The organism is Marinobacterium lacunae (assembly GCF_000705555.1).
GTDB classification, from domain to species: Bacteria; Pseudomonadota; Gammaproteobacteria; order Pseudomonadales; family Balneatricaceae; genus Marinobacterium_D; species Marinobacterium_D lacunae.
On the sequence record NZ_JMQN01000018.1, the window covers coordinates 143,175 to 157,367 of the forward strand.

Genomic DNA, 14,193 nt, shown 5'->3' on the forward strand with positions numbered 1-14,193 from the left:
GCCCATGTCTATCACCGTCGAGATCATTATCTGCGCCTTCCTGCTCATGGGAGGACTGTTCGTGCTTTTGGGCTCATTCGGCCTGTTGCGCCTGCCAGACTTCTATACCCGTCTGCACGCGCCGACGAAGGCGACAACGCTGGGTCTGGCGGGGCTCTTGATCGGCTCCATGATCTATTTTTTTGTCGCCGAACAGCGTCTGGTGGTACATGAGCTGCTGATTACACTGTTCCTGCTGATCACGGCCCCGGTCAGTGCCCACATGATGGCCAAAAGTGCGCTCCACCACCGAGTGAAAATGGTCAAGCACACCCAGGGCCAACAGCTGGCGAACACCGCCCGCAAGCGCCAGCCCCCTCCGTCCGACGGCGCTTGAGCGCACGCGACCCCGCGATAAAGCCCGCCATGCGCCCCCTTTAATGCCCCTGCGGTGTTGCGCTGCAACAACACGCCATGTGTTGATAAACCGCTTTGTGTTAATGTGTTTTTAAACGGTTGATTCGAGGTACAGGGTAGAGATGCTGACTAAAGTTGTTATTCCCGTTGCCGGCCTTGGCACACGAGTTCTTCCCGCCAGCAAGGCGATCCCGAAAGAGATGCTGACAGTGGTCGACAAGCCGGTCATCCAGCATGTCGTCGAAGAAGCCATCGAAGCGGGATTCCGTGAAATCATTTTGGTAACGCGCAGTGGGAAACAGGCCATCGAGGATCATTTCGATCATCACTATGAACTTGAGGTCGAACTCACCCGCAAGGGCAAACATGATCTGCGCGCAGCGGTTAACGACACCATTCCGGACGATGTCGAGATTGTTTCGGTTCGCCAGCCGCAGGCACTGGGCTTGGGTCATGCAGTGCTTTGTGCCGCCCATATCGTTGGCGACGATGACTTCGCCGTTATTCTGCCCGACATGATCATCGACAATCCGGACGGCAAACGCGACCTCAGTGCCATGAGTGCCCGCTACGCCGAAAACGGCAAGGGCCAGATCATGGTCGAGTCAGTGCCGCAGGAACACGTACAGCGCTATGGTATCGTCGATTGCGGCGGTGCGAAGGTAGCCTCCGGGGAGTCCGCCGAGATCAAGGGCATGATCGAGAAGCCCAAAGCCGAAGAAGCCCCCTCAAATCTGGCCATTGTCGGACGCTATATCCTGCCAGCCCGGGTCATGAAGCTGCTCAAAGAGACCAAGCCCGGCGCCGGTGGCGAGATTCAACTGACCGACGCACTGCTCGCGCTGACCCAGGAATCACCGCTGGAAGCCTACAATATGCGCGGCAAGATCTATGACTGCGGCAACAAGGCTGGCCTTCTTCAGGCCAACATCGCGCTGGGCCTTCGCCATCCTGAAACGGGAGAGGCACTGCGCGAATTCATCAACGGTCTCACTCTCTGAAGAGGCGGGTCGATCTGATCCCCTCCAACCGGGCAAGGAGTTACCGTGAACCCTGATACTTGCTGGAGCGACCTGCGCGATGCCGCGCAATCGCTCAAATCTCGCCATCTGAGTGAACTGTTGAGCGATCCCGGTCGGTTCGATACGCTCACCTTCGAACACGACGGCTTGCTGCTCGACCTCAGCCGCCAACGTCTGTTGCCGGAGACACTGGACCAGCTGGTCGCGCTGGCCGAGTCCTGTGAACTGCAGCAGAAGATCGATGCGTTGGTCTCGGGAGAGCCGGTCAACAGCACGGAGGGTCGTGCCGCGCTGCATACTGCCCTGCGTACCCCCGCCGGCAAGAGCCTGAATGTAAACGGGCGGGATGTAATCGCCGGCGTGCAGGCAACGCTGACCAAAATGGAATCGCTGGTTGCGACACTGCACTCGGGGCAATGGCGTGGCTACAGTGGCGAGGCCATCGACACTGTTGTCAATATCGGGGTCGGCGGCTCCGACCTGGGCCCATTGATGACCTGCCGAGCCCTAAGCGAATACAAGCCTGACGCCGCACAAGGCATAGAGCTGCATTTCGTATCCTCAATGGATGGCAGTCAGCTGTCCGGGCTTTTGCGCACGCTGAACCCGGCGACAACCCTGTTCGTACTCTCATCGAAATCGTTTACCACGATCGATACGCTGGCCAACGCCGAAACCGCGCGGCAGTGGCTGATCGACGCCAGCGGACTGAGTGTCGATGTCATTCTGCGTCATCACTTTATCGGCATCACCGCTCAGCCGGAGAAAGCCAGCGAGTGGGGTATCCCGAGCCAAAACCAGCTGCTGTTCTGGGACTGGACCGGCGGGCGCTACTCCATGTGGTCGGCCATCGGCCTGCCCATCGCCATCTCCATCGGCATGAACGGTTTTCGCCAACTGCTGGCCGGTGCGCACAGTATCGATAGCCATTTTCATCAGGCACCACTGCGCGAGAATCTCCCTGTTCTGTTGGCACTGGTGGGCATCTGGAATATCAACCTGCTCGACATTCACGCGCATGCCATCCTGCCGTACGACGGGAGACTTGCGCATCTTCCAGCCTATCTGGAACAGCTGGAGATGGAGAGCAACGGCAAAAGCGTGCGCCTGGATGGCAGCGAGACGAACGGTCACACCTGCCCAGTTCTCTGGGGAGAGATCGGCCCCAACGCACAGCACGCCTTCTATCAGTTGCTGCATCAGGGCACCGAGTCGGTGATGTGCGATTTTATCGTGCCCGCCAAACGCTATACCGATCGCAGCACCAGCCTTCAACAGCAGCACCGTCTGGCCCTTGCCAACTGCCTCGCTCAGGCGCGGGTACTTGCACTGGGGGACAAGGCGCTGGATGAAGAGAGCGCCGCCAGCGCACCGCCCTGGAAACGTTACCGCGGCAATCAGCCCAGCACCGTCATATTGCTTGATGAGCTGACCCCTTATGCATTGGGACAGCTTATCGCCATTTACGAGCACAAGGTTTACACCCAAGCGGTGATTTGGGGCATCAACCCATTCGACCAGTGGGGTGTTGAACTTGGCAAGAAGATGGCAACGGCAATGCTGGACGAACTTGATAAGGCTCAGCAGTCGGATACGCTCGACAGTGCAACTCTCGGCTTGCTGAAGCGGATCAATACCCTGCGCGAGAAAGGCTAACCGGGAGAACGACCTGAGTATGAAAATCTGTGTATGGGGTGATGAACTGGCCGGCTGGATCGCGGCGGCGCAACTGGCCAGCTATGGCAACGACATCATCAAGGCGGGATCCGCTCTGGCACCGGCTGAAAGCGCCATTCGCATCGAGCCCGGCCTGATGGCTCAGATTGAGCACAATGTCGCTGACGGTCGCATCCGCTCCAGCGAAGAGGCCGATCCCTTCTCGGCCGAGGTTCATTGGCTAGCCATAGGACCCGGCGAACTTGACGCGGCCAGCGAGATCGTCACTCACCTTGCCGCCGTGCATCAGGGCTCACTTTTGGTGATCAACCAAAGCAACCTGGGAACCGGCGCCAGCGACGCGCTTCAGGACCGACTCGACACCGAGAAAAACCAGCATGTAGTGTATCTGCCGGATATGCTGCAGGGCGGTCAGGCCATGCGCCAGTTCGCACACCCAGAGGTGATGCTGGTCGGCTGCGAAAGCGACTCGGCCAGAACCATGTTCACCGCACTGATGCGCCCGTTTACCCGCGAAGGCACAGAGGTGCGTTTGATGAGTCGTCGCGAGGCGGAGTTCACCAAATTCGCCATCACCGGCATGCTGGCGCTTCGCCTTGGCTACATCAACGAGCTGGCAATGCTGGCCGACCACGTGGGCGTCGACATCGAAACCGTGCGTGACGGCATGAGCACCGACCAGCGCGTGGGACCCTACTACCTGTCGCCCGGCTGCGGCTTCGGCGGACAGCATTTCACACAGTACATCGAGGGCCTCGCCGGGCTATTGAGTAAGACCCGCGGCTCTACCCTGCTCGAAACCGTACTCAAGCAGAACGAACAGCACAAAGAACTGCCGTTCCGCAAACTCTGGCAACACTATCACTGCGATCTGGGCGGACGTCGGATCGCCGTTTGGGGCCTCGCCTTCAAGCCGGGCGTCGCGACTGTGGAAAACGCGCCGAGCCTGCGGGTTGTCGATGCATTGCTCGCGCAGGGGGCGACTGTCCACCTGCATGACCCGGAAGCGCTGGAAGACTTCCGCTTCCACTATGGCGATCATGAACAGCTGGTCTATTGCGATAAACCCTATGAGGCTGTGGATAACGCCGATGCGCTGCTGTTGCTGACAGCCTGGCCCGAGTACTGGTCACCGAACTATACCGAGCTCCATCGTTTGATGCGCGAGCCGGTTATCGTCGACGGGCGCAACGTATATGATCCTCAGCTGCTGCATGACCTTGGATTTACCTACTACGGCGTGGGCCGATCCAGCCACTGAACCGATCTAATTGGACCCTTTGCGGATTGAACAGGCGCGACGAAAAACTGACGCCAGCGGAACTCAGCTGGCAGGACGACACCCCGGTCTCGGTGCAGTTCGACGATATCTACTTCAATAAATCGGGCGGACTGGCCGAGACCGAATACGTCTTCCTGGCCGCCAACGACCTGCCTTCGCGCTGGCGCTCACTCGCCTCTGGCGAGCGCTTTACACTGGCCGAGACAGGCTTTGGCACGGGCCTTAATTTTCTGTGTGCCCGTAAACTTTGGCTGGATCTCGCGCCCGCGGATGCTCGGCTGCACTATATCTCCTTCGAAAAACACCCGCTGCTGCCGGAGGATCTCGCTCAAGCGCTCTCACACTGGCCCCAGTTCGCCGATGGCGCGCAGCAGCTCAAGGCGGCCTGGCCACCGCCGTTGCGGGGGCTGTATACGCTGGAGTTCGATTCAGCACGCATCACCTTGACGCTGGCCTTCGGCGATGCCGAGGACATGCTGGCCGACCTGAACGGACAGGTTGACGCCTGGTTTCTCGACGGCTTCGCCCCGTCTCGCAACCCCGGCATGTGGAGTGAACAGCTTTTCGCCGAAATTGCCGCGCACTCCCGCAAAGGCACAACCTTTTCCACCTTTACAGCTGCTGGCCTGGTGCGTCGGGGGCTGGCCTCGGTTGGATTCCACGTCACCAAACAGCCGGGATTCGGGCGCAAGCGGGAGATGCTCAACGGCTATTTCGACACCGAAGCACTGCCTGAGCAGCGCACTGCCCCCTGGATGGCCCGGCCCCAACCGATAGTAGATGCTCCCAGACACGCTATTGTGATCGGCGCAGGTATCGCCGGCTGCAGCACTGCAGCAGCACTGGCCAATCGCGGCTGGAGAGTCGATCTGCTCGAGCGCAATGCAGCACCCGCACTAGAGGGCTCCGGTAATCCTCAGGGCGCGCTGTTTATCAAACTCCCGACGCGACCGACCCGCCAGAGTGAGCTTCATATAGCAGGGCTTCAGTACACGGCGGCTTTAGTGCGCAGACTTACCAGCGCGCAGCCGGATATGGGGGAGCTGTGCGGGGTGCTCAGTCTTGCCCTGACAGACAAAGAGGCGGCGCACCAGCAGCAGGTGATCGAAGCGGGCCTCTATCCGAGCCAACTGGTCAGCGCGGTAACACAACAGCAGGCCAGCACCCTTGCTGGTGTTGAGGTCAGCGCAGGTGGGCTCTATTTTCCACAGGCGGGCTGGGTATCGCCCCCCCTCTTGTGCCGGCACCTGCTGGAACATCCCAACATCCGATGTCACTTCGATACGTCCGTCACATCACTGACCCGCTGCGACTCAAGCGGGCAGTGGCGGATTAACGACGGACAGTTCAACGCACCGGTGATCATCGTCTGCAGTGCAGCCGAGGCCAGCACGCTACCTCCCCTGCAAGGCCTGCCGCTCAAGCCGATCCGTGGGCAAACCACACAGGCCCAGGCCCCGGCCATGCATAGCACACTGCAACGTGTGGTATGCGGTGAGGGTTATATCTCTCCGCCACTGGATGGACGTTACTGTTTCGGCGCCAGTTTCAAGCTGCACGATACCGATCTCGATGTCCGCGACGAAGAGCATCAAGCCAACCTCCAACTGCTCAGACGCGCCATCCCAGAACTTGCCGATACGCTGGATATGCAGAGCGCCGATGGCCGTGCAGCCTTCAGAGCGACTACCCCCGACTACATGCCGATTGTCGGCCCAGTGCCCGATACCGACTGGGTCGTGGAGCGTTTCGCTCGACTGAGGAAGGATTCCAACTGGCGGTTCGAACCCGGGATGCGTCACCTGCCGGGGCTGTTCATCAATGCCGGTCATGGATCTAAAGGGCTGGTCAGCTGTCCAATCAGTGCACAGCTTATCGCCTCATTGGTGGATGAGAGCCCGTTGCCCTTGTCTCAACCCGTTGTCGAGGCAGTGAGCCCGGTGCGTTTTGTGATCAAGAAACTGATCCGAAGGACGATATAATATAGATAGTCCTTAAATCGAGGTTAAATATGGCGCTGGTAGTGTATGACCAGGGGTACCGTATCAAGACCCCCGTGTCGGCGCTGTTCAAGCCCAAGGGCGTTGACGCCCTGACAGAGCCGAGTCGCTCCAACTCCCTGCCCGAGAGTGACGATATCGCCCGTGATGAAGCACGGGAGCTTGAAGACACTCTCGCCAATATCGATAACGCTCCACGGCAACAACAGCGTCGGCTGCCGGCTGCCGACACGCGGCGCAACAGCCCCAACACCTATGGCAGCTCCGGGCTTTCAGGTACCGAGCGGCGCAAACATGGACTGACAGCCCGCCAGATCATGGTGTCGCCGGTGTATACCGCCCGAACAACAGATACCGTGCAGAGCGCTGCTGCCAAGATGAAGGCCAACGGCATACATCACCTGGCGGTTATCGATGGCGAGGAGCATCCTATCGGGTTGCTGTCAGACCGCGATATCGAGCCGTACGGAGATGGATCGGCGCTACCGGTGTCCCAGGTCTACCAGAGTCAGGTGATCGTCGCGGCGATGGATACAGAGCTCTCGGTACTGGCGGCGACCTTCGTCAACTACCCGGTGCGGGCACTTCCGGTCATTGATGATGAAGAGAAAGTTATCGGTATCATTACCCGCTCCGACCTGCTCCGCCTACTGATCAATAATGCGCGCGTAGAGAGCTGGGCCTAGTCAGGATTTAAGATGAGCTACCGGAGCCCGGAGGCAAATGATTGTTGCCTTGCGTTCCAGTCGTGGGTGGGACTCCCGTCGTCTGGGCGCGGCTTTGGCTGTCACCTGAGAACAGTCTCGCCAAAAAGCCGAACACCCGCTTGATACCCCGCCAGAGTTTTGGCAGCACCCATATCAGGAAAAGCACGAACAGGATAAGTGCGCCGACAAACCACCAGGGATGATTCAGGGCCGTCCACAGGCCACCAATCACGACCAGATCTTCAGTGATCGATGCGGTCCAGTTAGTCACGGGTTCCGGTGAGGTGTTGATCATCACCCGCGTACCCGCCTTGAGGCCATGACTGCCCGCCGCCAGTGATCCCCCTACCAGTGCTGCTGCCAAGCCCACAGCCGGCGATATATCGCCTACCGCGCCAGCTGCCAGAGCCGCACCGGCCGGTATGCGCACGAATGTATGCAGCGTATCCCAGCCGGTATCCACGCCAGGTATCTTGTCGGCGAAGAACTCGACACAGTACATCAACCCAGCCGCCATCAGCACCAGTGGATCTGACACGATCTCGAGACCCGGAGGCAGGGTGATGTGCCCCATGTTGGATAGCACACCCAACATGAGAACTGTCGCATACAGATTGATGCCACTGGCCCACGCAACGCCCATCGACAATGCGATCAAGCTGGTTATCTGGTCAAGCTGTTCCACGACGACCTCCTGAGACGCTCACGCCTGCTAATCGGGCTGCTGGCACAGAATCTCTATTTCTCTACCCGTTCCCGGGCCACTATAGAGCACTCAGCTGTACTTTCACTGAACAGCAACACGGCCTCTCCTGAGCGCAGCCGGGCCATGACCTGCTCTACCCGCCGTTCAAGGGAGACCTCATCTTCACCATAGTCGGTGCCGTCACGGGTCACAAACTCCTCGATCAACCCGCGTAAGGCATCTGAGGAGAGCTGCTGCCAAGGCAGGATCACAGCGCCTGCCCCTCGGACGCCAGCAGCTCAAGAAGTTGTGCTTCATTCAGCACCCGGATACCAAGTTGTTCAGCCTTGGCGAGTTTCGAACCCGCCTTCTCACCCGCCACAACGGCCGTTGTTTTGGCGGACACACTGCCCGCGACCTTGGCCCCCAAAGCCTGGAGTTTCGCCTTCGCATCGTCTCGCGTCAGCTGCTCCAACGTACCAGTCAGCACCCAGGTTTCGCCTTCCAGCGGCAAGCTCTGTTTAGGACGCTCTACAGCGGACTCCCAATGCATGCCGAAATCCCGCAGCTGCTGCTCAAGTGCAATTGCTCGCTCACACCAGAGCTGATCCGCCAGACGTTCGAGCAACCCATTGCGCGCCCGACTGCCGAAGCGGGGAATAGCACTCAGTGCCGCTTCATCAGCATTCAGCAACGCCTCTAGGGTCTGGAACTGATCGGCCAATAGCGTCGCGCCGGTTTTGGCAACGCCCGCGATGTTGAGCTTGTCGATCAGATCGGCAAAGGTAACGCTACCCTGCAGCTGTGCCGCCAGTTCTCCAGGCTCGATGGGTTTGACATTCAACTCGAGCAACGCGTTGATCACCGACGCGTTGTGTTCATCCTGCATGAAGTTATGGATTTCATGCGCCACTTCAAGCCCGATATCGGGCAACCAAGTCAGCAGCTCAGGAAGCGCCTTGCGGATGCGCTCCAGCGTACCCAGGCTGTTCGACAAGACGCGCGCCGTCTCTTCTCCCACCTCGGGGATACCCAGTGCATAGATAAACTTGTCGAGCGTTACCGTACGGCTCTGATCGATAGCGGTGACGATGTTTTCGCTGGAGAGCTCGGCAAACCCCTCAAGCCTCAGCAACTGCGCCTTGGTCAGGCGGTACAGGTCAGCAGGCGAGGCTACCATCTCCCGCTCTACCAACTGGTCTATATTCTTTTCACCCAGGCCGTCGATATCCATCGCCTTGCGCGATACGAAGTGGATCAGCGCCTGTTTCAACTGGGCCTGACAGGCCAGGCGCCCCACACAACGATAGATCGCCCCCTGACTGACCTGCTGACCACTTTTACCGCGTTTGACCAACTGGGTACGCTCCACCTCCGAGCCGCACACAGGGCAGTGATCCGGCAGTTCGACAGGCCGCTCATCGCCGCTGCGCTTTTCTGTGACCACCTTAACAATCTGGGGAATGACATCACCGGCACGTCTGACCATGACATAGTCGCCGATACGCACATCCAGTCGGGCGATCTCGTCCATGTTGTGCAGCGTGGCATTACTGACGGTCACACCACCGACAAACACCGGTTCCAGTCGCGCAACCGGCGTGACCGCCCCGGTACGGCCAACCTGAAACTCCACATCGTTAAGACGTGTTATCTCCTCCTGGGCCGGGAATTTATGCGCGATGGCCCAGCGCGGAGCTCTGGCGACGAAGCCCAGCAGCTGCTGAAGGCCACGGTCATCGACCTTGAACACCAGCCCATCGATGTCATAGGGCAAAGATCCCCGTTTTTGTTCCATCTGCCGATAATACTCAAGGCACCCTTCGGCACCCTCGACCACCCTCATTTCGGGGTTGATCTTGAGCCCCCACTCACGCAGTTGCTTGAGTGATTCGCTGTGACTGTCCGGCAGGCTCCCGCCTTCAACAACGCCGGTGCTGTAGCAACAAAACTCCAGTGGGCGCTTCGCCGTGATCGACGGATCCAACTGTCTCAGGCTGCCAGCTGCCGCATTACGCGGATTGACGAACGTCTTCTCATCGCGTGCTCTGGCATCCTCGTTCAATGCTTCAAACCCGGCCTTGGGCATATACACCTCGCCTCGCACTTCGAGACGCTGAGGCCATCCGCTACCCATGAGTTTTAACGGGATATTGGCGATGGTGCGCACATTCAGGGTGATATCTTCGCCTGTGTAGCCGTCACCGCGGGTTGCCCCCCTTACAAGCAGACCATTTTCATAGAGCAGACTGATGGCCAAACCATCCAGTTTGGGCTCGCAGGCAAAGGTCAGTCGGGTGGTATCCACATCTTTGAGCCGATCTCCAATACGTTTTACAAAGGCGCGCAACTCTTCGGCACTGAACGCGTTGTCCAGTGACAGCATGGGCAGCTCATGAGACACCTCCGCGAAGCCGCCAATGGGCTTGGCCCCGACTCTCTGGGTGGGGGAGTCGGATGTGACCAGCTCCGGGTGAGCCTCTTCGAGCGCTTTCAGCTCACGGAACAGGCGATCATATTCGGCATCGGGGATACTGGGTTCATCAAGCACGTAATAGCGATGATTGTGGCTATCGATCTGTTCACGAAGCGCGAGTATTCGCTCAGAAACGGAGGTGTTCATCAGTCAACGGCTGTCTCAGGAGGGTATGGCTTGAGGGTAAGTAACGCTGGGCCGCTTACGTGTATCGGGACGCAAGCGGCAACTGACGAGGGTCAGTGAGCGCGCTTCACCCGTCTATGTATTTCGAAATCGCGAATACGCTCGCGGTAATGCTCCTTGGTTTGCGGACGCATCACCGAGCGGTCGCCATCAAGCAGTTCGGCGTCCAGATGGCGTGCCAGTGTTTCGGCTGTTGCCAGCATGCACTCGTAAGCCTCCAGGGCATCGGCGGGGTCATGCATTGACATGAAGAATGTCACGGCGGGCACTTCGATAGTATCCAGCGTCGCGTAATCGAACGTCCCCGGCTGCAACGCATTGGCCATGCTGAACTGCAGACTGCCTTTTGCATCGGGCTGCTCATAACGGTGGAAAATGCCCATTTCACCGAAGTCCATGCCACAGGCATCCACGATGCGGTGAATAACCGCGCCCGACAGGGTTTCACCGCGACGTGCTACGACAAAAATCACCAGCATGTCTTCGGGATTGGGCGTTATCTCAGGTGCGGGGCGCTGCCCCTTCTTGTCGCGCTCGCTCGATACGGACGCAGCCGTATTCGCGCGACCAGTATCCACATTTCTGTCTGCTTTTAGCGGTGCAGGCTCAGTGACATCGGTCTGAGACTCATAGTGGGTTTCGACAACATCTTCTGTTTCTGTGTCAGTATCGTCGAATGGCAACTCGGGGTGCGCCTGTGGATGTCTACGCTTATTTGCCGCCGTACGCTTTGGTGATGCAGCGTCGACCGCACGACTATCGTCCCGCTCGACCGCTGAAGACGACGCGCGCACCCGATCCATCAAAACAGGAATTGGCTGCTCTGGATCGAAATCAAAGCTCATCTCCAACGGCTCGGCATCGCCATCATCCTCTTCACGCTGCGCTCTCAGCGGCGGGGATGCTTCCTCGGCGACAGCCTGCTTGTAGGCGGTATCCATAGTGGGTACGGGTTCGCGTTTGGCACGCTTCGGCCGCGGTTCAACCGGTACGTCGTCGAACAGAGGGTCCATATGCTGAAGTGCATCATCAGGCGACTTGGTCGCTCCGCTTCTGTTCACCTCGAACTGCGGCTGCTCCTCTTCTTCGCGTATGCGTTCATCAGAGTTGGCCCGCGCGGGCTGAACGTCAAACTCGGGTAGACGGTCGGATTCTTCATCCACAGGCGATGCGTCAGCTGCGAAGGTGGGCTCATGACGCTCCACCTCCACTCCCTGATGGTTGCGGCGACGGGCACCGCCATTTGGCAACTCGGGATTGGATAGCGGCGACTCTTCTGCCTGAGCCTCACCAATAGCGGAACGATCTATATCCAGGCGGATACGATTGCGATTACCGCGAATCCGACGCCATCCATCAAACAGAATCAGCGCAATTACCAGAATTCCGCCAATGATGAGCCATTCGCGCAGACTGATCTCCATGATTAGGTTCTATTCCTATCCGCTATCTGATTCATGTTCGAATTATTCGCTTAACAGACTACTCTACTACCCTGTCGATCACCAGTTTAACCGATTGGGCATCGCTACTGACAGCCACCGGTGAGAGGCTACCGATCAGATCGCCCGGCGCGGCTATTGCCTGACCAGAGTTACTGATCCGCGCTCCAATTTCGACTTCGCCGACACTGGAGAGTTCAGCGCCGGGCATCATAGCCATACTGTCGTTCAATTCAACCTCAATCGGCAGCTCCGACGCTTTGCGTCTGACTGCAGCGAGCGGCATACGTCCTCCGACAGGGCGGGCATAGATAAAGAGTACCTGATCCGGGGACACTTTTGCTTTCAGTTCGTCCGCAATATCCACCGACACGTTGATGACGGCACCTTTCACCGCAGGCATTTCAGGTACCGGCTCACCGGCCGCCACCAGCTGCTGTTTCGCCTGTTCGATACCGGATCGCAATGACTGCGCGGCATCACCGGTTGCACCCGGCAGCGCACGACTCCAGTACTCTATCGCCTGACGGTAGTCTCCAGTTTCATAGGCATCGATGCCGAGTATGCCCAGTGCCGCCATATCGCCTGGATCCATCGAGAGTGTGAGATCGATCTGCTTGCGCACCTCATCGGACATTTTTCCGCCATCGCGGAAATAAAGGGCCTGTGCGATCTGTCCATGAACGCCGGCTACTTGCGGAGCCTCTGCCGGCAAAACCTCAAGGACCTTATTGAAGGCACTGATCCCTTCATCGAAACGCCCCTGATTTACATAGGTATTGGCCAGCAGATACCAACCTTCTGCATTTTCCGGATGGCGCTCGAGCTCCTGCTCGAGTTGAGCAATCGCCTCTTCCAGGGTGGCAGGGGCCTTCGGCGGATTCATTGCAACTTCGAGATCCGGCGCGCTGCCCAGTGTCTGATACAGGCCGAGGGATGCAACCGGAACCAGCAGTGCCAAGAGCACAACAGTCACCAATTGGGCGCCGCTGGGTCTTGGGTGCTTGAGTTCTTCGACCGGCTGCTCTGCATCAATCAGCAGGTTACGCTCAAGCTCTAACTTAAGTACCTCGAAATTTTCATCGTCCAGAGTACCTGCAACACGCTCCTCTTCCAGCTCAGCCAGGCGCTCACGGTATATCTCGATATTCTGATGCTGGCGATCCTCCGCCTGATCGGTACGGGCATTGCGAGTACGGCGGGAGGCGCTTAGCAGCGGCCAGAAAACCACGGCTACGGCGATAAGGGTCAGCAGAGCAATTGAGCCCCATAGTGCCATCATCGTTTTTTATCCTGTTCCAGCAATTGATTCAGTCGCTCGCGTTCACTCGCATCAAGACCGCTTTCCACTTCACGCGATACAGGCCTGCGTTTATGCCGGCTGATCAACAAGACAACCAAACCACCGATGCCAAGCAGCACAAACGGGCCATACCAGAGGATCCAGGTCATCTCAGTCACGCGTGGCTTGTACAGCACGAACTCACCGTACCGCGTCACCATGAAGTCAATCACCTCATCGTCACTGGCGCCCTGATTCAGCATGCGGTAGACCTCCCGGCGCAGGTCAGAGGCGATGGGCGAGTTGGAGTCGGCAATATTGTTGTTCTGACACTTGGGACAGCGCAGCTCTTCCGTCAGCTGTTGAAAACGCTCCTCCGTGGCCTTGTCTTCAAACTCATAGGCTTCGATGGTGGCCTGAACCGAGGACGCAGCAAACATCATAGCGGCACTGATCAACAGCGATCTCAATACATGGTTCATGAAGCGCCCTCTGCCTCAATCTGATCCATGACCGCTTTAAGATCTTTCCAGACCACAGCGTCGACTGCACCTACATGTCGATAACGGATTACACCTTTGGCATCAATAACATAGGTTTCGGGCGCTCCGTATACACCCAGATCGATACCCAAAGAGCCATCCTTATCCAGTACGACCTCTGCGTAGGGGTCAAGGTAACGCTTGAGCCACTCCCGCGCCTTCAGCGGTTCATCCTTGTAGTTGATGCCGTAAATCGTCACACCCTGCTGCGCCAACTGATTAAGGAACGCATGCTCCTCCTTACAAGTAGGACACCAGGTGGCCCAGATATTCACCAGTGCGGGGCGACCTTTGAGATCATCCTGCGTCATCATCCGTGATGGCTCGGTCAACGATGCCAGTTCGAATGCGGGAAATGGCTGGTTCAGTCGTGCCGAGGGCAACTCTGTAGGATCGATTGAGAGCCCCCGCCAGAGGAAATAGCCCAAACCGATAAAGATCAGCAGCGGTACGAAAAGCATTATGCGGCGCATAAACGGTCAGTCCTATCCAGGGT

The 14,193-nt window shown here is 58.2% G+C and carries 13 protein-coding genes; 6 read left to right on the top strand and 7 right to left on the bottom strand.

The features are described from left to right. Positions 1–4: 4 nt before the first annotated feature. The 6 genes from ADIMK_RS07490 to ADIMK_RS07515 all read left to right on the top strand — a co-directional run bounded on the left by ADIMK_RS07490 (position 5) and on the right by ADIMK_RS07515 (position 7,063). Positions 5–376 (top strand): Na+/H+ antiporter subunit G, encoded by a 372-nt coding sequence (locus tag ADIMK_RS07490; RefSeq protein WP_036185764.1) that lies wholly within the window; start codon positions 5–7, stop codon positions 374–376. Between the two features lie 142 nt (positions 377–518). After that, complete coding sequence (gene galU / locus ADIMK_RS07495; protein ID WP_036185766.1) at positions 519–1,397, top strand: UTP--glucose-1-phosphate uridylyltransferase GalU; 879 nt, start codon at positions 519–521, stop codon at positions 1,395–1,397. A 45-nt stretch (positions 1,398–1,442) separates the two neighbouring features. Further along, a complete protein-coding gene (gene pgi, locus ADIMK_RS07500) occupies positions 1,443–3,074 on the top strand; it encodes a glucose-6-phosphate isomerase (protein WP_036185768.1) in 1,632 nt (543 codons plus the stop codon). A 19-nt stretch (positions 3,075–3,093) separates the two neighbouring features. After that, the gene (locus tag ADIMK_RS07505; protein ID WP_036185770.1) at positions 3,094–4,356 is read left to right on the top strand and encodes a nucleotide sugar dehydrogenase; all 1,263 of its coding nucleotides are present in this window, start codon (positions 3,094–3,096) and stop codon (positions 4,354–4,356) included. 26 nt (positions 4,357–4,382) lie between these two features. After that, a complete protein-coding gene (gene mnmC, locus ADIMK_RS07510) occupies positions 4,383–6,359 on the top strand; it encodes a bifunctional tRNA (5-methylaminomethyl-2-thiouridine)(34)-methyltransferase MnmC2/FAD-dependent 5-carboxymethylaminomethyl-2-thiouridine(34) oxidoreductase MnmC1 (protein WP_051692671.1) in 1,977 nt (658 codons plus the stop codon). A gap of 29 nt (positions 6,360–6,388) precedes the next feature. Further along, on the top strand, positions 6,389–7,063 hold the full coding sequence (locus ADIMK_RS07515) for a CBS domain-containing protein (RefSeq protein WP_036185772.1): 675 nt from the start codon (positions 6,389–6,391) through the stop codon (positions 7,061–7,063). A gap of 7 nt (positions 7,064–7,070) precedes the next feature. Here the strand turns inward: ADIMK_RS07515 and ADIMK_RS07520 are convergent, their stop codons facing one another. From ADIMK_RS07520 to ADIMK_RS07550, 7 genes are all read right to left on the bottom strand, one after another. Continuing rightward, positions 7,071–7,769, bottom strand: a complete 699-nt coding sequence (locus ADIMK_RS07520) for a DUF4126 domain-containing protein (RefSeq protein WP_081849709.1) — start codon at positions 7,767–7,769, stop codon at positions 7,071–7,073. Between the two features lie 53 nt (positions 7,770–7,822). Next, positions 7,823–8,041: a YheU family protein gene (locus tag ADIMK_RS07525; protein ID WP_036185773.1), complete on the bottom strand. Its 219-nt coding sequence runs from the start codon at positions 8,039–8,041 to the stop codon at positions 7,823–7,825. Then, positions 8,038–10,392 (bottom strand): NAD-dependent DNA ligase LigA, encoded by a 2,355-nt coding sequence (ligA, locus tag ADIMK_RS07530; protein ID WP_036185774.1) that lies wholly within the window; start codon positions 10,390–10,392, stop codon positions 8,038–8,040. Before ligA ends, ADIMK_RS07525 begins: the two co-directional genes overlap by 4 nt. Positions 10,393–10,484: 92 nt before the next feature. After that, a complete protein-coding gene (zipA, locus tag ADIMK_RS21300) occupies positions 10,485–11,855 on the bottom strand; it encodes a cell division protein ZipA (RefSeq protein WP_051692674.1) in 1,371 nt (456 codons plus the stop codon). A 58-nt stretch (positions 11,856–11,913) separates the two neighbouring features. Further along, positions 11,914–13,155 (bottom strand): c-type cytochrome biogenesis protein CcmI, encoded by a 1,242-nt coding sequence (ccmI, locus tag ADIMK_RS07540; RefSeq protein WP_036185775.1) that lies wholly within the window; start codon positions 13,153–13,155, stop codon positions 11,914–11,916. Then, entirely contained in the window at positions 13,152–13,637 is a 486-nt protein-coding gene (locus ADIMK_RS07545) for a cytochrome c-type biogenesis protein (RefSeq protein WP_438267744.1), read from the bottom strand. Before ADIMK_RS07545 ends, ccmI begins: the two co-directional genes overlap by 4 nt. Further along, positions 13,634–14,170, bottom strand: a complete 537-nt coding sequence (locus tag ADIMK_RS07550; protein ID WP_036185782.1) for a DsbE family thiol:disulfide interchange protein — start codon at positions 14,168–14,170, stop codon at positions 13,634–13,636. Before ADIMK_RS07550 ends, ADIMK_RS07545 begins: the two co-directional genes overlap by 4 nt. Positions 14,171–14,193: the final 23 nt, after the last annotated feature.